Here is an 18,896-nt window from a genome sequence, read left to right as displayed (position 1 = left end):
TTCTGGACTCAATCCTCGCATTGAGTTCACCGGGGAAGCGGCTCGATATCATCCGGTGAACGGTCAGTCGCCAGGCGGGCGTGCGTCTCCACGTCGTAGCGTTCAACACCGTAACGCAGTTTCGAGCGCTCAACTCCCTCCGCCTGGAATCCGGCGCGCGTTGCTACCCGGCACGAGGCAGGGTTATTGACTCGGTGCCCCAGCTCCAACCGGAACAGGCTTTCGGAAAATGCCCATTCCGACGCCGCCGCGAGACCTCTGGTGATGAGTCCCCGTCCGCGGAACTCGGTGCTCATCCAGTAGGAGACCCAGGCCGTGCCGTGATTGAACTCCATTGAGCTGATGCCGACATCGCCGACCGCTACGCCGTCGACCGCTACTGCGAAATGGCGGGCTGAAGCGCTTTCGACTGCCAGCTGGTTTTCGATGTACCGTCTGCAGGCGTCGTGGGTAGCGAGATCCTGCTGCCCGAATTGGATGCGTAAGTCATCGCTGCAGGCTACGGCGCGGTGGAGGGCACCGGCGTCGTCGGGCGTCCAGCGCCGGAGGACTGCGTTCTTGGGGTTCATCCGCTCCTCAATTGAACAGCGCCGCAATGGTGAGGCCAACCGGTACGGCCAGAACCAGAACGAGCAGAGCCGTGGCCACGGCCTTGCCCGCAGCGCTCCCGATGTTCAGAGTGGTTCCTACTCCCTGGCCATCACGCTTCGGCACAAGGACGCGCGGATCATCGGCGTCGCGGTACAGTCCACCTGCCACCCACTTCTCATCCTCCACAATCTCCTCAGGGCTTGGTTGCACCCCTGCGTCTCTTGCATGACGGCGCGCCCAGCGTTGCCCGGCCGGGTAGCCAACGAGGATGATGCCAAGAACGACGACGACGAAAACGGCCACCGGCCACGGCTCGAACGAACCCACTCCCCTCCACGCGGCCACGCACACGGTGCCGATCAGCAGCGCAATGAGGGCGGCGATGAGGCCGAGTATAAAAATATTGGCGCGGTAGGACCCTTCCCGCTGGTATTTCCGCCATAGCGTTGGCTCCGGCGATTCCAGCGCCAGCGCCGAGGTGGCCAGCGCGGCGAAAGCGAAGAAGATCGCCGCGCCCGGGCCGATCAGCAGCGGGCTGAAGACAGACCAGAAAGACTTGTCGCTGTGGGCATCAGGGGTTCCATCGGGTCCCCAATGAGTAGGAATGACCTCCGGCATCGCCGCATACCGCGAGACACCGACAGCGAAGAAAATGCCGGTGATTGCAAGCGGGAGAAGGAAGACCGCCCAAACCTTGCGACGGCGTTTGGCTGTGTCGGTGTCTGCGTGCGTATCGTCTGTTCTCTGGCTCGCGCTCCCCATGAATTCAACCTACCAACACCCGATGGACCGCGGCTATCGTCCTCCTTCGGCATCAACCTTTTCATCCCGACAGACGGTTTGCGGACCACTTTCTCCGTCTCTTTCCAAAGAAAGCAAGCATGCTTATGATCGTTGTGTGCAAGTCTCCCCTTAGGAAGGAGTCAGACGTGTCGATCGAAGACAATGAGCCGTTGACGGCAAATGATGCCGACCGGATTGAGCAGCAACAAGCAGTTGGTGAGGATTCCGTCGAGGACGTGAGCGAGCAGCCGCTTGAGGCGGGGGCCCGCGAAGCTAACGAGGCGGACGTCGTCGAGCAGGCGCAGGCGGTTTACGGTGAGGATGATTATCCGCGCGGACCAGTGGGAGACGAATCCGTCTAACAGGAGAAGCTACCGGTGAGTAGCATATGACGGTATGATGAAGTCCTCAACTGCCCAGGCGATCGCCGCGAGGCACTTCTCTGAACCGGCTGTCATCCTGTGATCGTCCCGGTCCATGTTCGCAAAGGATGATGGTTTTCTTGGAGGCATTTCCAGGAGCGCACCGGCCCCTCTATGAGGTGAAGGCGAACCTGTTCAAAGGCATGGCGCATCCCGTACGGGTGCGTGTTCTTGAAATACTCTCCGCGTCGCGGGACGTCTCAGTGACGGATCTTATGGCGGATATGGGCGTTGAAGCATCCCGCCTTTCCCAGCACCTTTCCGTGCTGCGGACGCACCACCTTGTTGTGTCCGAGCGGCGCGGCAGCCAAGTCTTTTACAGCTTGGCCTATCCGCGTGTCGCCGACCTGCTGGCGACGGCGAAGATGCTGTTGGGCGAGGTCCTTGAGTCTACGCAGCAGCAGTTGCGGACTTCGGAGTGGGTTGCGCAGGAATCCGTCGAAGCCAGGGAATCCCAGCAGTCCGCTCCCACACCGTAGCGAGACTCGCACCGTAGCGAGACTAAGCGGTAGCGCGACGCCGCACTTGCCGCACTTGCCGCGCCCGTGGCGCCCGTGCGGCAGGGTCGGAGCAATCCTGGATATGTCCCATGGCGGCATGCTCACGGACGGCGGTTATGGCTGTTACCACGTCACCTTTGTGTCCGTACCCGGCTGAGGTTACGAGAATGCCGCCTCGCTCATCCATGAGGCGAAAGCGGTACAGCTTGTCGGCGTCCCTGAAAATTTCGAAGTTACCGGCCACTATTTCCTCCTCCGGCGCAGAGGCGCATCAGCGCGCCTGATGACTTTAGGATTTCATTAATTCGTAATATAAGAAAGTCGTATGACGCCGGGGGACACACTCTTCCAACCTTTTCCCAAGGTTCGCGGCTCTATCCGCTGGTCCAGCCCTGCCGCGACAGCCAGTTCCCGCACAGCAATGTCCACTGGTCGGGGCCCGGTTCGCCGCCGGCCAATCCCAGCCCATGCGAGCCGTGAGGGAAGACGTGGACCTCGGCCGGCACGCAGTGCTCGATCAGCGCACGTGCATAGGCGAAGGTATTCTCCACGGGCACCGCGCCGTCGTCGGCCGTATGCCAGAGGAACGCCGGAGGCGTTGCGTCGGTAACGTTCAACTCCGGTGACATCTGTCGCAGCAGGTCCGACGACGGCGAGCGGCCCAGCAGGTTGTCGATGCTTCCCTGATGCACAGCATCGGTAAAAGACACCACCGGGTAGCAGAGGATCGACAGGTCGGGGACGGCGGAGGGGACGTCGAGCGCTGGAGTCTTCGCGGATGTAGCTGTCGAGAGCGTGGCGGCGAGGTGTCCACCGGCTGAGAACCCCAGCACGCCTACCCGCCCGCCGTCCACGGCGATACCGTGATCCCCTCCCCGAATCCAGAGCATCGCTTCCTTGGCGTCGATCAGCGGCGCAGGATGTTGATGAGGTGCAACCCGGTATCGAAGGACGAATGCGTGGATGCCGAGCCCTGCGAGCCATTCGGCAACGGGCTCCCCCTCATGGTCAGATGTCTTGCCGTAGCCGCCTCCCGGAAGCACGAGGACAGCAGGTCTGCGAACGTCGGCTCCATCCACGGCTGGGATTACTGTCAGGTTTGCGGGAGAGGGGCTCGGCATAGGTTTACCGTACCCAGTGGGGATACGGGCTCAGCCACTCCGCGCAATAAGTGACGCCGCCGCGGGAGCCAGCGATGCACCAATTTCCAAAGGGCTGCGCTTGGCGCCCTTGACCGCGAAAGAGTGATCGGCGTCGGGCACGTACTGCAGCGTTGCCCGGTCGCCGAGCTTCGCGACCACCGGATTCAAGAGCTCCTTCCGCGCGAACGCGTCGTTGCTTCCCTGCAGGAAGAGCATCGGCATGTGAATGTGGACCAGGTGTTCGTCGCGGATCTTCTCCGGCTTTCCCGGCGGGTGCAACGGATAACCGAGAAAGATCAGTCCGGCGGCGTCCATCCCCTCCGCTGCTGCCATGGACGCCATTCGGCCCCCGAAGGACTTCCCACACGCCCACACCGGTCCCTCCCGCGTGCGCTCCTGCGCATGCGCCATCACTTCCCGCCAGGCAGCGATCGCCTTCGGAGGGCGGTCCGGGAATCGCCGACCCTGCTCCATGTAGGGAAAATTGAAGCGCAAGGTGGCAAAGCCGGCGTCGTTCACGGCATTGCTGAAGCCGAGGAGGAAAGGGTGGTCCATGCCCGCACCGGCACCGTGGGCGATGATCACGGTTGCCGTCGGAGTGTCCGGCTGTTCGTAGGTGCAGGAGAAGTCAGCATCGTCAACGCGCAGGGTGAAGTGCTCGGAGGAGGACATCTGTCCATCATGCCGTAGGTCCTCCTGTGCAGGTGCCGATCAACGCATACTGAAGCCATGGGAACTCCGATAACCCGGGACCAGTTGCTGCAGCTTCGGCTCGCTCACCACTTCCCGGCGAGCGACGGCCAACCACCGTCCAGACGGTCAGGACCTTCCGGTCCGGCCGACGTGGTTGGCAAGATGCTCGCAGTCCAGGCGCAGGATTTCGGCCAGGCGCTCTGGGCGGTTGGCTCGCGGGTGAGCGGTTCCACTCGTCAACGAGTCCTCGCTGTCCTCGATAGTGCAGACGTGGTGCGGTCTGCGCCGGTGCGCGGCACACTCCACTTTGTACGGCCGGGTGACCTCCGCTGGATGCTCGGGCTGACGGCGGGGCGGATGATCAAGTCTGCGTCGCGGCGTCTGGCGGAACTCGACCTTGACCAGCGCACACTCCACCGGGCCCGGGATGTAGCCAGTGAGGCGCTCGCGGGCGGTATGGCGCTTAGTCGGGACGAGTTCCTGGAAACCCTCAACAGGTCAGGAATCTCCACCAGCGGGCAACGGGGTTACCACATCATCTGGTATCTGGCGCAGATACAACTGGTGTGCTGGGGACCAGCGGACGGGTCCCAGCAAGCGCTGGTGCTGCTTGATGATTGGGCTCCTGATGGCAGCCCGCAGCCGGATCGGGAAGAGGCCCTCCGGCGGTTCGTTCTCCGGTACTTCACCGGACACGGCCCGGCACGTCTGCAGGACTTCACCTGGTGGTCGAAGCTGACTCTCGCTGATGCGAAGGTTGGCCTGGCTCAGGCACGCAGCGAGCTGGTGGAGTACGTCTACGACGGCGCGAGCTACTGGGCGCTGCCGGGCGTAACCGAGCCGGACCCGATGGCCGGAGGCGGGCTCCTGCTGGCCGGGTATGACGAGTACATCCTTGGTTACCAGGACCGCGCGCCCTCACTTCCGCCCGAGTACGCCTTCCGCATCCAGCTGGCCAAGAACGGGGTGTTCAAGCCGGCACTTCTGCTGGACGGCCGCGCCGTAGGAACCTGGCGGAGAAATCCGAGGGACAACACGGCGGACATTGCCCCGTTTGCCGAGTCCGCAATCAGCGGCACCGAAGCGTTCGACGGCGCCATCACTGCTTACGAGCATTTTCTTTGCCGATGAGCCGCACGCCTGAAAGCCGCGAGAACTCAACCGGACCCGAGGTTAGTCACCCGGACCAGTCTCCAGCCCTCCCAGCGCGGATCCCGGCAGACGTCGAAGACAAGGATGGGTGACGCCGGCCCTGTTTGTGCCCGGAACCGCCAGTACTGCTGTGTCATGATGCTGCCCTGGCCCATAATTCCCGAAGGGCCCGGCTCCCACCAGTTTCGGGAGCTTGTCCAGTGCATCGGGTCACCCAGAACCTGCCAGATGCCCGCCCTCCAACGAAGCGCGAGCGGCTCCCCGCGGGACGTGAAACGGACGTCTGCCTCCTCATTGAGGGACCGCGACCCGGGCTGAACCTCGTCTACATGCTGCGCCGTCATTACCCTTCACCTTCTTCAGTGCCGGGTTTAAAAGTAGAACATATTTTCGATTAAGTCACCCCGGTTAAAGAACTCGTCCGGACCAGGCAGGCGAGCAGCCTGTCCAGTCCGGACGTGTTCCCGATGAAGGGGTTAGTTCTCCTGCTCGCGCCGGTTCAACTCCAGGTTGACCTCCTCAAGACGCGCCTCGGTTTCCGGCTCCGGGAGGCCTTCTGCATACTCAGCCTCGAGCTCGCGGTGAATTCTGCTGTTGAGTACCTCGACCTCGACATCATCCAGCACGGTCAAGTCTTCTGGGAATGGGTCTTCTGGGGAAATCTTGTGGTTGGTTTCCATGGGTCACTTTCGCGCTCATTACGGTTCTCTGTCGAAGTGTAACCATGCTGTTGAGCGTTGCGCGAGATCGGATGACGGAACGCGCTGTTCACGCGCACACCAGTACCTTCAGGACCCCACCGCAGTCAGCAGGTCCTTCTCCTCCACCAGCGGCACAGACAGCGATTTATAACCGTGCTCCCCGAACAGGACCGTGATCACCTCGTTCTCGTATCCCATCACCACGCCCTCGCCCCACTCGCCATGCCGCACGGTGCTCTGCAGCGGGAAGGGGTGCTTCTCGCCGTCGTCGTCAGTGTTCTCCGCTGACCGGCCGGAATCGCAGTTGTCGCAGGCACCGCACAGGCCCTCGTGCTCCTCGCCGAAGTATCCGAGCAGGAACTTCCGCCTGCACCCGCGGTACTCCGCGTACTGCCGCGCCATCTCCACACGTGAACGGTCCACTTCCTGCCGCCGCTCCTGATGCTCGACGACGTCGGCAATCACCTGCCTGGCATCCGTCGCCACCGCGCGGTACGTCCCGGAACGCTCACGGAGCGCTCCCACCTCAACCAGCTGGTTCAGGAGCCCGGAGAGCTTGCGCTGGGTCAGCCCGGTCGCTTCCCGGATCCCAGCGGCATCGAGCGCGCTTTCCGCTGCCCGCAGAGCGGCGAACAGCTCACGAAGGCTGTCCTCCTGCACGTTCTTCGCGGCGAAGAATCGGCGGATCCCAAGATCCTCAGGGCGGTAGTGAAGCACGACGTCGGCAGGCTCACCGTCCCGCCCGGCACGCCCTGCCTCCTGGTAGTAGCTGTCGAGGGAATCGGGAATGTCCGCGTGCACCACGAACCGCACATCCGGCTTGTCGATGCCCATCCCGAATGCCGTTGTTGCCACCATGACGTCCAGCTGACCGGTATGGAAGGCTTCATGCAGCGCGGTCCGCTCGGACTTTTTCCGCCCGGAGTGGTAGGCGTCAGCGCGCACTCCTGCGTCACGCAGCTCCTGTGCATACTGCTCCGCCTGCTTCCGGGTGGCGGCATAGAGCAGGCCCTGCCCCTCAAGGGAGGCCGCCTGCTCCAATACTGCGCGCTGCTTGTCGCGGTCGGACTCGTGCTGCTGCACGCTGAGGTGGAGGTTTGGCCGGTCGAAGCCCTCAGCGATCACGACGGCGTCCGTCAACTTCAGCCGCTCCTGAATCTCCTGCCGCATCGGGGGAGACGCGGTGGCCGTCAGCGCGATGACCGGCCGCTTAAGACGCTCCACCAGGGAACCCAGTTGGAGATAGTCGGGCCGGAAATCATGCCCCCACGCGGAGACGCAGTGCGCCTCGTCGATCACCAGGAAGGATACGTCCAGCGCCGTCAGCCGGGCGGCTGTTTCCTCGCGCGCCAGCTGCTCAGGCGCCAGGAACAGGAACTTGGCGCGGCGCTCCTCGTCCGGATCCTCGGCGGCTGCCCATGCCTCGTCGATCTCGCTGTCCGTCACGGTGGAGTTCAGGACATAGGCGCGGACCTCGCCCAGTGCTTCGTTGATGGCCTCCGCCTGGTCACGCTGCAGGGCGATCAACGGCGAAACAACGACGGCGACACCCGGCGCTGCCATTGCGGCCACCTGGTAGATGGCGGACTTTCCGTAACCGGTGGGAAGGATGCAGAGGAGGTTCCGGCCGCCGTCGGCTGCGTCCAGCGCCTTGCGCTGTCCGGGAAGGAGCGAATCCCAGCCGAAGTGCTCCCGCGCGGTGGCCTCGAATTTTCTGCTCATTCGGCGGCCGCTGTAATGAGGGCAAGCAGCACTGAGTAGAGCACCATACCCGCAAGGAACCAGGGGAAACTTGAGCCGCGGTTGGACGGCAGTTCCTCCTTGAAAACGTTCAAGAGCACAGAGCCTCCCAGCAGGGCGGTCAGAATGGCGACGACAACCGTGCTGGTCGGCGCAAACAGGGCTGACAACAGCCAGCCGAGAAGGAGCGCGCCTGCCAAAACCACCCGGCCGCTGGCAGCAAAGCGGTGCGGATAGTTCTCCTCGAGGTGCCGGTCCGTGAGCACAAAGTGCAGGCCCATGGCGATGGCGAACAGGATTGCGAAGAGGTACCCCGTTTCGACGCGCAGCGCCATCGTGTACGTGATCAGGGCGTTGTAAAACGCGAACGCTCCGAGGTGCAGCCAGTAGACGCCGGCGGAATCCGGCCGTTTGCTTGTCCGCCGCGAGGTTGCCAGCCGGTCCAGCCCGTAGAACACGGTGAAGCCGGTAAGCGCAACGACGAAGATCCCCAGGTCAAACAGCGGCGTGACCTCAATGGTGTCCTCGAGCAGCTCGCCAATCGCCTCGTTACCCTCGGCGATTTCCGGGAGCAGGTGGAGGAAGACGTAAGCAACGGCGAGTCCTCCCGCGAAGGAACCGGTCACGCTCTCCGGAACCAACGGCAGCTTCCGGATGCGCGGGGCGGCGAGGTGCAGTGCCGCCAGTACGAGTGCGATGACCAGCGAAGCGATCAGGGCCGCGGTGAAGGTCATGACTATCCAGCTTCCGCCTGGGGCTTACGGTTGCTGCGTTTGGTCACCACCGCACTGATGAAATACAGCACGACGCCGACACCCACCAGAATCGCCGCCCGCAGCCAGATTTCTGCTGACTGCTGGGTGAGAAGAAGGACGCACGAGGCAACGCCGAGGTAGGGAATCACCGTCGGAATGCGGAAGTGTTTGTGCTCGACCCGGTCCCGGCGGAGTACCAGTACCGCGATGTTCGTGCTGATGAAGACGAACAGGAGCAGCAGCACCACCGTCTCGGCGAGCGAGGCGAGATCCCCGGTGAGGGTCAGGACCATGGCAACCGCCGTCGTCGCAATAATTGCTACCCACGGCGTGCGCCGGTTGGGCAGAACCTTGCCGAGCACCGGAGGAAGGAGACCTTCCTCGGCCATGCCGAAAGTCAACCGGCTCGCCATGATCATGGTCAGCAGCGCACCGTTTGCAACGGCGACGAGGGCGATCAGGCTGAACAGCCACGGCGGGATCCCGAAGCCGGTGGCGGTGACGACGTCGAGCAGGGGTGCGGTGGAGCCGGCCAGGTCTTCGGCGGGTAGCGCGGCAGCGGACACCAGCCCGATCAGAAGGTAGACGGCGCCCGCCGTCGCGAGGGCGCCGAACAGGGCTTTCGGGTAGACGCGTGCCGGGTTCTGCACTTCCTCGGCGACATTCGCGGAGACCTCGAAGCCGACGAACGAGTAGTAGGCGATGAGGGACGCTCCCAGGACGGCAACGGCAGGATTGGCGTTGGCCGGGAACTGGGAAATCTGCTCGGGGTTGCCGCCGCCCTGGCCGAGGAATACTGCGACCAGGACGATCACGAGCACCAACCCGGACACTTCGATGACCGTCATGACCACGTTGGAGCGCACGGATTCCTTGATGCCGCGTGCGTTCAGCAGTGCCAGCAGCGCGAGGAACACCACTGCCGCCCAGCCGGGTGGAACGGCGATGAAGGCGGAGAGGTAATCACCCGTGAATGCCAGGGTGAGCCCGGCTGCGCTGGTCACGCCTGCGGCGAGCATGCAGAATCCCACGACGAAGGAGATGAAGGGGGTTTTGTACGCACGCTGCGCGAAGACGGCCGCTCCGCCCGCCTTGGGGTACTTGGTGACCAGCTCCGCGTAGGACCCGGCGGTGAGGAGGGCCAGCGCCAGCGCAATGATCAGCGGCACCCAAATGGCCCCGCCGACCTCGGCGGCGATGACGCCCACCAGGGCATAGATGCCGGCGCCGAGCACGTCTCCGAGAATGAACAGGTAGAGCAGCTTGCCGGAGATGCCCTGCCGTAGTTTCGATGGAGCTGTTTCTGTGGTCATTCTCTCCCCCTCCTCAGATTGGTTCGGAGCCTGCGGGAGGCAGGTCCGGGTTCAGCGGTTCCATCCTTGGATCCTCATCGGTCCACACCTGCAGGACGGCCCAGGTGACGGCTGCGATCGGAACGGACAGCACGGCACCGATGATGCCGGCGAGGATGGTTCCTGCTGTCAGCGCGAGCAGAATCACCAGTGCATGGAGTCGCAGTGACTTCCCCATCACGATGGGCTGCAGGAGATCGCCTTCCAGCTGGTTGACCGCGACGACTACGCCGACCACGATGAGCGCGACAATCGGCCCGTTGGCCACCAGCGCAACGAGGGCAGCCAGCACGCCGGCGAGGGTAGCCCCCACCAGCGGGATGAACGCACCGATGAACACGATCATGGCCAGCGGCAGGGCCAGCGGTACGCCGAGGATGAGCAGCGCGATGCCGATGGCCACAGCGTCAACGAGCGCGACGATTGCCGTTCCGCGAACGTAGCTGCCGAGTACCTCCAGGGTGCGGGCACCGGAGCGGCGCAATTTCTGCTCCCGCTCGCCCTTGAAGGGACGGAGAAAGAATTCCCAGATCTTCTTGCCGTCCTTCAGGAAAAAGAAGAGGATCACGGCCATCAGGGTGGCGCCGGTGAGGAATTCAGCCACCACGGAAACACCGGAGATGGCGCCTGAGCGGAACTGGGCGCTGGTGGCGAAATCGATGATCGCGGTGCGCGCCTGGTCGAGCTGTTCCGGCGAAATAGGGAAGGGTCCGCTGGTCAGGAAGGCCTGCAGTTCGTCCAGGCCTTCGGTGGCCGCGGCAATCAACTCATCGGCCTGGCTGCGGACCGAGAAAACGATGATGGTGATGACGCCGGAGATGACGATCAGCAGGGCAAGGAAGGCGATGGCCGTGGCGAGTGCGCCGGGCACTCCGCGCCGCCGCAGCAGGTTTACAAAGGGCCCGATGGCCGCTGCGAGGATCAGCGCAATGATGACCGGAATCACGAGCAGCCGGATTTGGAGCAGCCCGTAGATGGCCACCACCGCAAGGGTCAGAATCAGCAGAATCTGCGCTGACCGGGAGGCGGTCCGGCCGAGACCGTCCGTCCATGGGCTTGATCTGGTGCTGTGCAAGCGGGAGCCGGCCATAGGTTTCCCCTTCCCCAGAGATGATCGGTGTGCTGCGGGCAACTAATTGCTAAGCATACTGTGTAATTTCGTGGGGAGGTCAGCGTGGTGCTGCGGCAGTGCTCGGCGCGCATTTCTGCAGCAGGTGAAGCGCTGTCAGTACTCGATGCGGTTGGCCAGCTCTGCCCAGGCGCGGAAAGGTCCAGTGCTGGAGGAGTCCGGAAGCGCGAGCTGCCGGACATGCATTGACCGTTCCTCGACAGGTTGAGCGAAGAAATCGTGGAAGCGGGCGTCGTCGAAGCCGGCCCTTGCAGCATCGTGCCGGTCTGCCGCGTACACAATTCCGTCAACGCGGGCCCAGAGCGCGGCGGACAGGCACAGGGGGCACGGTTCGCAGCTCGTGTAGAGCACGCACCCGCTCAAATCAAAGGTTCCGAGCGATGAACAGGCGTTGCGGATGGCCATCACTTCGGCATGGGCGGTGGGGTCATTGTTCGCGGTCACGCGGTTGGTTCCGTCAAACAGACGCCCATCACCGGTGACGATCACAGCTCCAAAGGGACCGCCGCCGTCGTGCACGTTCCGGATTGCAAGATCGATGGCGCGGGCAAGGAACTGTTCCTCTCCAATGCTCATTCCCGAACCCTACACCCGGCTATTGACCTTGACGCAGCGTCAACCTATACCGTGAGGGAAAGGCGCAGGGAGGAGCACATGGACAGGTCGATTCAGGACATCGCTCGGCTGGTCGGGACCACCAGCCGCACCCTGCGGCATTACGACCGGCTGGGTCTGCTGCCGCCGTCCAGGGTGGGTAGTAACGGCTACCGCTATTACGACGACGGCGCCCTGGTCCGGCTGCAGCGGATCCTCCTGCTGCGCGACCTCGGGCTGGGGCTTCCTGCGATCGCGGACGTGCTGGACAGGGAGGCGGAACCCGCCCGTGCGCTGCACAGGCACCTGGAGCTGCTGAGGCAGGAACAGGAGCGGCTGGCGCGGCAGATCGCGTCGGTCTCGCTGACCATTAGACAACTGGAAGGAGGTGAACAACTGATGGCTGAGAACATGTTCAACGGCTTCGACCACACGCAGTACAAGGACGAGGTGGAGCAGCGGTGGGGCAAGGAGGCCTATGTCTCCGGCGACCGTTGGTGGACCGGCATGAGTGATACTGAGCGAGCCGGTTGGAAGGCCCGGACGGCGCAGCTCGGCGCTGACTGGACATCCGCTGCGGAGCAGGGGGTCGCAGCGGACAGTGCTGAGGCGCAGGAGCTGGCGCGGCGGCACTGCGAGTGGCTCGCCGGCGTGCCCGGCCTGCCGTCGTCGGGCAGCGGGTCTTCGGACAACGGGCCCTCGAAGGAGTACGTCACCGGGCTCGGTGACATGTACGTCGCCGATGACCGTTTCGGTGCGAACTACGGCGGCCGGAAGGGTGCGGAGTTGGTGCGCGACGCGCTGAAGCTCTTCGCCGACCGCAACCTGTAGCGGCAGGGATGACGACGGCGGCACCCACAGTGCCGCCGTCGTCTGTTGTTCCTTTGTCGGCGCGAATCCGTAAGGTGCACATATGACGATTTCCGCTGCTGCTGACCGCGCCTGGTCGGATGAGGCCATCCGGCGCATCGAGGCCGAGGGCAACCGGTCCGCTGACACCCACCTGCTTGCACTGCCTCTGCCGGAGAGCTGGGGGATTGACGTCTACCTCAAGGACGAGTCAACGCACCGGACGGGAAGCCTGAAGCACCGCCTTGCCCGGTCGCTCTTCCTTTTCGGACTCGTGAACGGCTGGATCCGGGAGGGCGCCACCATTGTTGAGGCGTCCAGTGGATCCACTGCAGTGTCCGAGGCGTACTTTGCGCAGCTGCTCGGGCTGCCGTTCGTTGCGGTGATGACCCGTTCCACCAGTCCCGAGAAAATTGCGCTGATCGAGCAGTATGGAGGAACGTGCTCCTTCGTTGACGGGGCCTCGGAAGTGTATGCGGCAGCCGAGCGCATTGCGACGGAGACCGGCGGCCATTACATGGACCAGTTCACCTACGCGGAACGTGCCACGGACTGGCGCGGCAACAACAACATCGCCGAATCGATTTTCCGGCAGATGGAGCATGAGCGGTTCCCTGTCCCGGACTGGGTGGTGGTCGGCGCAGGAACCGGTGGAACCAGCGCCACCATCGGCAGGTACCTCCGCTACAACCGCTACCCCACGCGGCTTGCCGTGGTGGACCCGGAAAACTCGGCTTTCTATCCCACCTGGGCGGAAGGTGTCGCGGCCGTCGGGAAGCCGTCGAGGATCGAGGGGATCGGCCGTCCAAGGCCGGAGCCGAGCTTCATTCCCTCAGTCATTGACGCGATGATCCAGGTCCCCGATGCCGCCTCGGTAGCCGCTTCGCGGCACCTGCGCGCCTGGACGGGTATCTCGGCCGGTCCGTCCACCGGGACCAACCTGTGGGGAGTGTGGAAGCTCGTCGCCGAACTGAAGGCAGCGGGTCAGCAGGGGAGTATCGTTTCCCTTCTCTGCGACTCGGGTGAGCGTTATGCGTGTTCCTATAACGACGACGCCTGGCTGGCGGCGCGCGGTCTGGATCCGGAGCCTGCGCTCGGGCTGCTGGAGGATCTTTTCGAAACCGGGGAGTGGCCGGTTGCCACGATGAGGAGTATCAGGTGAACCAGCTGCTGAAGGTGCAGAATTTCGGTGTTTCCAGTGACGGTTTCGGAGCGGGTGAGAACCAGAGCCTGGAAAGGCCGTTCGGCCACGCGGATCCGGGCGCAATGTTCGCTTGGGCAGGGGCAACGGCAAGCTGGCCCAACCGAACCGAACCCGGCGGAACCCGTGGCCTCGATGACTACTTCACCCGGGATTTCAGCAACAACATCGGGGCGGAGATCATGGGCAGAAACAAGTTCAGCCCACACCGTGGGCCCTGGGAGAACGAGGACTGGCAGGGCTGGTGGGGCAACGAACCGCCTTTTCACACTCCAGTGTTCGTGATGACCCACCATGAGCGGCCATCCTTCACTCTTTCCGACACCACTTTCCATTTCACCGGCGCTGATCCGGCAACGGTGCTGGCGGAAGCTCGGGCGGCAGCCAACGGCAAGGATGTCCGGCTCGGTGGGGGAGCGATCACCATCCGGGAGTTCCTCGACGCGGATCTCGTAGACACGATGCATGTAGCTGTCTCGCCGTTTGAACTCGGAGTCGGGTCGCGCTTGTGGGAATCGCCCGAGGAGCTGCTCGACCGCTTCCATCTCGACATTGTTCCCAGCGCCAGCGGCGTGACCCATCACCTGTTCTGGCGGCGCTGAGCAGCAGGGCGCCTGCGGTTGTACCCTGTTTCAGGGAAGTGCAGGAGCGTGGCATGTCAACGGATGAGAACTTGTCGGCACGGGGAGCCGCGGACACCGCGGAGGAAGTGTCGGACCACAAGGCGCTCGACGTCGTCGCCCGTTTTGGGTTCGCCGTTCTTGCGGTGGTTCACATCCTCATTGGCATCATCGCCCTGCAGATCGCGTTTGGGGGCAGCGGCGAGGCGGAAACCACTGGTGCGCTGGAACAGCTGGCGGGCGGAACCTCAGGTCCCTGGACCATGTGGGCCTGCTCGATCGGGTGCCTCGGACTCGCTGCCTGGCAGCTCAGCGAAGGGACCCTGCGTGCGCGCCACCTCCCCACGGGAGAACGGGTCTCCAAGACAATTTCCTCCGGATCGCTGAGCATCATCTACGGAACCATGGCTGTCACCTTTGCCCGGTTCGCCTTTGGCGGGGAAGTCGATTCCAGCGAGTCCACCAGGGATTTCACCGCCTCGATGATGGGCTCGCCTCCTGGCAACTTCGTTATCCTTGCCGTGGGCGGGACCGTCTTCGGAATCGGCGTCCACTTCGTCTTCAAGGGGCTGCTGCGGAAGTTCCGGCCCGAGCTCCGGCATTTCGAAGACACGCACCGCGGCGCTCTTATCGAGGTGCTCGGGGTTATCGGGCACGTTGCAAAGGGGATTGCCCTTATCCTGGTGGGCATCCTGTTCGTTACCGCTGTGATTACCCACGACCCAAGCCGGTCCACCGGACTCGACGGCAGCCTGAAGGCGCTGACGGACCACCCATTCGGCGATGCGCTGCTTGTCTCAATTGCCGTGGGCCTCATCTGCTACGGCATTTTCGCGCTGCTGCGGGCGAAGTTCGGGCGGATGTAGCCCACCCGTTTCTGGAACTTTTGCGCAGGTCCGGCGACTTCGAGCGACCTGAAGGCACCAGATCTGCCCGAAAGTTTGGACGTCAGGGACGTTCACGGACTTCTGCCAGCCGCAGAACGAGGCGCAGGCCGTCGTCGTCGCCCTTCCAGAGGCGGGTAATCAGTTCCGGTCCTGCATGGCGAATCACTGCACGGAGCACAATGGCGACGATGATGACGTCGTCGGCGTACCCCAGCACCGGAATGAAATCCGGTACGAGATCGATCGGCAGGACCAGGTACGCCAGTAGCACCACGATGAGCACCCGGATCGATCGCGGGACCTTCCGGTCGCTCAACAGGGAACGGAAGAGCCGGAGCAGATCGGGTAGGAGTCGCAGAGCGCTGCGCATGCTGACCGTTTCGGGGTGTCGGCGGCTGTAAAGATACAGGAGCACGAGCGCCACCACGTACACAACGAGGAGCCCCGCCAGGATAGCGACTACAGGTTCCCACCACATGCTGCCAACCCTATGCGCCGCGTGTCTGATCGCGGGCGCGACTGCCGGGTCGTCCACGCCCAGTGCCCCCGGCACAGACCGGCTACTTCATGACGTTCAGCGGTGAACCTGCCGCCGGCGTTGAGTACATCTTCGCGGTGACTGAACAACCGAAGTAGGCCGAGTCGCCACGGATAGAGTGGCGTAGTGGATACCGACACCCTCCTGAATGCCCTGCTGGTTCTCGTTTTCGTGCTGATAGGCGGCGTTTTCGCCGGCACCGAGATGGCCATCGTCAATCTTCGCGAAGGCCAGATCAAGCGCATCGAGGAGTCCGGGCCCAAGGGGATGAGGACCGCCAAATTGGTCCGTAATCCTAATCTCTTCCTCTCCGCCGTGCAGATCGGCGTCACGCTCGCAGGATTTTTCTCATCGGCCTACGGCGCCTCGACGCTTGCCCCCGATCTCGCCCCGCTACTCATCGACATCGGCATTCCGGACGGCACTGCCGATACGGTTGCCCTGATTCTGATGACTCTGGTCATCGCGTACCTATCCCTCGTCCTCGGCGAGCTTGCTCCCAAGCGCTTGGCGATGCAACGTGCGGTCGGCTTCACGAAGGTCCTTGCGCCCCCGCTCAACCTGTTTGCCCGGGTGATGCGCCCCGTGATCTGGCTACTCTCGGTGTCCACCAACTTCGTCGTGAAGCTGGTCGGCGGGGATCCGAATGCCACCACCGAGGAGTACACCGCCGCGGAATTGCGGCAACTGGTTCAGGAAACGCCGGACCTGCGGCGGGAACACCGTCAGATTCTCTCTGACGCCTTCAGCATCGGAGAACGCCTGATCGAGGAGGTTAAACGACCACGCACCGACGTCGAGTTCCTCGCCGAGACCATGCCGTTGAGTGAAGCTGCTGAGGCAGTCCGTGACCTCCCCTACACGCGGTACCCGGTGTACCGAGAGTCCATCGACGACGTCGTTGGTTTCATTCATATCCGCGACCTCCTCAGCCACGAAGGATCCGGCGGTGATGCCATTGCCTCAATCACCCGGCCGATCCTCGCTGTGCCGGGTTCGAACCGAATTCTGCCCACACTCAGCCAAATGCGTGGAGGAGGGCACCACATAGCCCTCGTCGTCGATGAATACGGAGGCACTGACGGTATTGCCACACTTGAAGACCTCCTCGAAGAACTCGTCGGTGAAATCTATGACGAGTACGACGACGAGAAGGCTGACGCATCCGCACGGCACACGCTCAGTGACGGTGGCAGCGTCGTGCTGGACGGCGGTCTGATCATCGAAGAGGCTTCCGAGGAGATCGGCGTGGACCTTCCCGACGACGGCCAATATGAGACGCTTGCCGGCCTGGTTCTTGACCGGCTTGGCAGAATGCCGAAGACCGGCGATAGCGTAGAAATCGAGGGACTGCGTTTCGAAGCGGCGGAGATGGCGAGCCATCGGATCGAACGTGTCCGTGTCACCCGGATCGAGGTGCCGGAGGAGTTGGACGGCCAGGCCTAGGTCGCTAGGGCACACCAACCGCTGTGCGAACATTGCGCCGCACGGGCACGGTGAGGACTGCAAGGCTCGCAATCACGAGTCCGACGCCGATCCACCCTGCCGCCGGCAACCTTTCACCCACGATGACGACGGCGAGCATCGCCGCGACCACCGGTTCCGCCAGGGACAGCGTGGTCGCCGTGCTTGCCATCACCCGCGCGAGACCGAGGCCGAAGAAGACGTAGCCAAGGAACATCGGCACCAGCGCCATATAGGTGCCCACAGCGAAGTTGTGCCACGACTCAAGCAACGGCGCGCCGGTGAGCACGAGCACCGGCATCAACAACGCACCGCCCGCCCCGAAGATCGCACCCATTGCAACCCTGGAACGCACGCCCCGCTGCATAGTCCGGTGTGCCGCCCACGAGTACAGCGCGTACGTGACCCCGGCGAGCAGCCCCAGCAAAATCCCGGCAGTGGTGTTGCCTGCACCCGCCGCCTGCGCCGGCTCCACGAAGGTAAGCAGCACTACTCCCACCAGCCCGACGCCGGCACCCACCGCCCAGCGCCGCGTCAACCGGTGCCCGTCAATGACGCGTTCGATGACCGCCGACGCGATGGGCGCCGAGCCGATCGAAATGACGGTACCCACGGCAACACCGGCCAATCGCATGGAGCTGTAGAAGGCGAGGGGGTACACAGCTACGGCGACTCCGCCGAGCGCGATGGTGGGCCACCGCCGTCGTAATTCGTGGCGGGCGTGGGTCAGCGCCGGCCCGGCGAGGGCTGCCTGAAGCAGGCCGCCGACCCCCATTGCCGCCGCGCCGATAGCGAGCGGGCCGACGCCTGGCGCGAAGCTGGCAACGGTGCCGGTGGTTCCCCACAGCACCGCCGCAATCAGGACAAAAACGGCGCCGATGCCGGCACCCGGATGGTGGGTCACTGCTGCTCGCTCGGCGTCATGCGAATAAGCCTATCCACGCAAACAATCCCGGCGTGTCTCCTCGAAAACGGGCACGTCGGGCGCAAAGGCGCCGGTGATTGTCAGGATCGTGGGGACGTCCCCACGATCCTGCCACTCACCGGCACTTTTGCGGTAGCGGTGCGCAGGGTTCAGCGCCGGTCGGCGTCCCAGATCCCCAGGCGCCCGCACATTCCGAAGGCTCGCGGCTCAGGCCTCGGGACGGCACGTACGACGGCGGCATCACCCAGGTGCGAAGCGTCCCCTTCCGCAAGGGCTGCCAGCTGCGATCGGGTTGTCTCGACGTCGGCAAGCACCGTGTCCGTCCACAGCTTCGTCCACTCCTCCACACGAGGCTGCACCAGTGCGGAAGCTGCGGCGTAGAACGCATCGAGCGGTCGGCGGTCGCCTTCCTCCAATCCAGCAAGCAACTCCGCATAGCCCTTGATCGCCAGATCACGACGACGGCGGGCCGCCTCGCCGCGCTTCGCCTCGGTGCCCTCGGGCAACGTGACCGCTGACCGGTACCTTTCGGCGTCGGAAACGATCTCGAGCGGAAACGTCAGCACAGCGTCGCCGGCCTCCGGCAGCCCTGAGTTCTGCATGACCGTGAGGATGTGAAGGTCGCCTGTGTTGATGAGCCGGTGCACCGTCCCCGGGCTGAACCACAGCACCGATCCGGCACTCAGCGGATCCCGCGCATAGCCCTCGGAGGAGAGCGTGTGCACCTCACCTGATCCGCCGATCACCACGTAACCCTCGTTCGACACCGTATGCAGGTGCGGCGTCCCGCCGTGGTGACCGTCGGAGGTCTCCCACTCGTACACCCGCAGGTCGCTCATGCCGACCGATCCCGGAAAG

23 protein-coding genes are annotated in these 18,896 nt (G+C 63.8%); 8 read left to right on the top strand and 15 right to left on the bottom strand.

Features of this window, described 5'->3' with window-relative positions; translation table 11 throughout:
• Window positions 1-26: 26 nt before the first annotated feature.
• The gene (locus ASH00_RS03945; protein ID WP_056545232.1) at window positions 27-569 is read right to left on the bottom strand and encodes a GNAT family N-acetyltransferase; all 543 of its coding nucleotides are present in this window, start codon (window positions 567-569) and stop codon (window positions 27-29) included.
• A 7-nt stretch (window positions 570-576) separates the two neighbouring features.
• On the bottom strand, window positions 577-1,353 hold the full coding sequence (locus ASH00_RS03940; protein WP_056545229.1) for a DUF1648 domain-containing protein: 777 nt from the start codon (window positions 1,351-1,353) through the stop codon (window positions 577-579).
• Window positions 1,354-1,520: 167 nt separating this feature from the next.
• Between ASH00_RS03940 and ASH00_RS03935 the strand changes: the two genes are divergently transcribed.
• A complete protein-coding gene (locus tag ASH00_RS03935; protein ID WP_056545227.1) occupies window positions 1,521-1,736 on the top strand; it encodes a hypothetical protein in 216 nt (71 codons plus the stop codon).
• 140 nt (window positions 1,737-1,876) lie between these two features.
• Entirely contained in the window at window positions 1,877-2,275 is a 399-nt protein-coding gene (locus tag ASH00_RS03930) for an ArsR/SmtB family transcription factor (RefSeq protein WP_268760484.1), read from the top strand.
• Between the two features lie 22 nt (window positions 2,276-2,297).
• Here the strand turns inward: ASH00_RS03930 and ASH00_RS17205 are convergent, their stop codons facing one another.
• The 3 genes from ASH00_RS17205 to ASH00_RS03915 all read right to left on the bottom strand — a co-directional run bounded on the left by ASH00_RS17205 (window position 2,298) and on the right by ASH00_RS03915 (window position 4,110).
• On the bottom strand, window positions 2,298-2,540 hold the full coding sequence (locus ASH00_RS17205; RefSeq protein ID WP_056545223.1) for a YegP family protein: 243 nt from the start codon (window positions 2,538-2,540) through the stop codon (window positions 2,298-2,300).
• Between the two features lie 130 nt (window positions 2,541-2,670).
• Entirely contained in the window at window positions 2,671-3,417 is a 747-nt protein-coding gene (locus ASH00_RS03920; RefSeq protein ID WP_056545221.1) for an alpha/beta hydrolase, read from the bottom strand.
• 30 nt (window positions 3,418-3,447) lie between these two features.
• The gene (locus ASH00_RS03915) at window positions 3,448-4,110 is read right to left on the bottom strand and encodes an alpha/beta hydrolase family protein (RefSeq protein WP_056545220.1); all 663 of its coding nucleotides are present in this window, start codon (window positions 4,108-4,110) and stop codon (window positions 3,448-3,450) included.
• Window positions 4,111-4,167: 57 nt separating this feature from the next.
• Between ASH00_RS03915 and ASH00_RS03910 the strand changes: the two genes are divergently transcribed.
• Entirely contained in the window at window positions 4,168-5,262 is a 1,095-nt protein-coding gene (locus ASH00_RS03910; protein WP_056545217.1) for a winged helix DNA-binding domain-containing protein, read from the top strand.
• A gap of 26 nt (window positions 5,263-5,288) precedes the next feature.
• Here the strand turns inward: ASH00_RS03910 and ASH00_RS03905 are convergent, their stop codons facing one another.
• From ASH00_RS03905 to ASH00_RS03875, 7 genes are all read right to left on the bottom strand, one after another.
• Entirely contained in the window at window positions 5,289-5,627 is a 339-nt protein-coding gene (locus tag ASH00_RS03905) for a hypothetical protein (protein ID WP_056545215.1), read from the bottom strand.
• Between the two features lie 132 nt (window positions 5,628-5,759).
• The gene (locus ASH00_RS03900) at window positions 5,760-5,963 is read right to left on the bottom strand and encodes a hypothetical protein (RefSeq protein WP_056545214.1); all 204 of its coding nucleotides are present in this window, start codon (window positions 5,961-5,963) and stop codon (window positions 5,760-5,762) included.
• Window positions 5,964-6,071: 108 nt separating this feature from the next.
• Window positions 6,072-7,706, bottom strand: a complete 1,635-nt coding sequence (locus tag ASH00_RS03895; RefSeq protein WP_056545213.1) for a RecQ family ATP-dependent DNA helicase — start codon at window positions 7,704-7,706, stop codon at window positions 6,072-6,074.
• Window positions 7,703-8,458: a hypothetical protein gene (locus tag ASH00_RS03890; protein ID WP_056545211.1), complete on the bottom strand. Its 756-nt coding sequence runs from the start codon at window positions 8,456-8,458 to the stop codon at window positions 7,703-7,705. The genes ASH00_RS03895 and ASH00_RS03890 overlap by 4 nt, the downstream gene beginning before the upstream one ends.
• A 2-nt stretch (window positions 8,459-8,460) precedes the next feature.
• The gene (locus ASH00_RS03885) at window positions 8,461-9,792 is read right to left on the bottom strand and encodes an APC family permease (RefSeq protein ID WP_056545209.1); all 1,332 of its coding nucleotides are present in this window, start codon (window positions 9,790-9,792) and stop codon (window positions 8,461-8,463) included.
• 13 nt (window positions 9,793-9,805) lie between these two features.
• Window positions 9,806-10,921 (bottom strand): AI-2E family transporter, encoded by a 1,116-nt coding sequence (locus tag ASH00_RS03880; RefSeq protein WP_056545207.1) that lies wholly within the window; start codon window positions 10,919-10,921, stop codon window positions 9,806-9,808.
• Between the two features lie 135 nt (window positions 10,922-11,056).
• On the bottom strand, window positions 11,057-11,536 hold the full coding sequence (locus ASH00_RS03875) for a nucleoside deaminase (protein WP_056545205.1): 480 nt from the start codon (window positions 11,534-11,536) through the stop codon (window positions 11,057-11,059).
• A gap of 78 nt (window positions 11,537-11,614) precedes the next feature.
• On the opposite strand from ASH00_RS03875, the gene ASH00_RS03870 reads away from it, so the two are divergent.
• The 4 genes from ASH00_RS03870 to ASH00_RS03855 all read left to right on the top strand — a co-directional run bounded on the left by ASH00_RS03870 (window position 11,615) and on the right by ASH00_RS03855 (window position 15,090).
• The gene (locus tag ASH00_RS03870) at window positions 11,615-12,385 is read left to right on the top strand and encodes a MerR family transcriptional regulator (protein ID WP_056545203.1); all 771 of its coding nucleotides are present in this window, start codon (window positions 11,615-11,617) and stop codon (window positions 12,383-12,385) included.
• A gap of 82 nt (window positions 12,386-12,467) precedes the next feature.
• Entirely contained in the window at window positions 12,468-13,565 is a 1,098-nt protein-coding gene (locus ASH00_RS03865; RefSeq protein ID WP_056545200.1) for a PLP-dependent cysteine synthase family protein, read from the top strand.
• Window positions 13,562-14,206 carry a dihydrofolate reductase family protein gene (locus ASH00_RS03860; protein WP_056545198.1) on the top strand — a complete coding sequence of 215 codons (645 nt, stop codon included), beginning with the start codon at window positions 13,562-13,564 and terminating at the stop codon, window positions 14,204-14,206. Before ASH00_RS03865 ends, ASH00_RS03860 begins: the two co-directional genes overlap by 4 nt.
• Before the next feature lie 53 nt (window positions 14,207-14,259).
• Complete coding sequence (locus tag ASH00_RS03855) at window positions 14,260-15,090, top strand: DUF1206 domain-containing protein (protein ID WP_056545196.1); 831 nt, start codon at window positions 14,260-14,262, stop codon at window positions 15,088-15,090.
• Between the two features lie 82 nt (window positions 15,091-15,172).
• On the opposite strand, the gene ASH00_RS03850 is transcribed toward ASH00_RS03855, so the two are convergent.
• The gene (locus ASH00_RS03850; protein ID WP_056546619.1) at window positions 15,173-15,589 is read right to left on the bottom strand and encodes a YkvA family protein; all 417 of its coding nucleotides are present in this window, start codon (window positions 15,587-15,589) and stop codon (window positions 15,173-15,175) included.
• Window positions 15,590-15,775: 186 nt separating this feature from the next.
• Here ASH00_RS03850 and ASH00_RS03845 point away from each other — a divergent pair, with 186 nt between their 5' ends.
• On the top strand, window positions 15,776-17,095 hold the full coding sequence (locus ASH00_RS03845) for a hemolysin family protein (protein WP_056545195.1): 1,320 nt from the start codon (window positions 15,776-15,778) through the stop codon (window positions 17,093-17,095).
• A gap of 4 nt (window positions 17,096-17,099) precedes the next feature.
• On the opposite strand, the gene ASH00_RS03840 is transcribed toward ASH00_RS03845, so the two are convergent.
• A complete protein-coding gene (locus tag ASH00_RS03840) occupies window positions 17,100-18,017 on the bottom strand; it encodes a DMT family transporter (RefSeq protein ID WP_235563144.1) in 918 nt (305 codons plus the stop codon).
• A gap of 170 nt (window positions 18,018-18,187) precedes the next feature.
• The gene (locus ASH00_RS03835) at window positions 18,188-18,877 is read right to left on the bottom strand and encodes a cupin domain-containing protein (protein WP_056546612.1); all 690 of its coding nucleotides are present in this window, start codon (window positions 18,875-18,877) and stop codon (window positions 18,188-18,190) included.
• Window positions 18,878-18,896 lie beyond the last annotated feature (19 nt).

The organism is Arthrobacter sp. Soil782, assembly GCF_001428435.1.
Taxonomy (GTDB): domain Bacteria; phylum Actinomycetota; class Actinomycetes; order Actinomycetales; family Micrococcaceae; genus Arthrobacter_D; species Arthrobacter_D parietis.
Note: the sequence above shows the minus strand (reverse complement) of the source record. Positions and strands in the feature narration are given on the sequence as shown.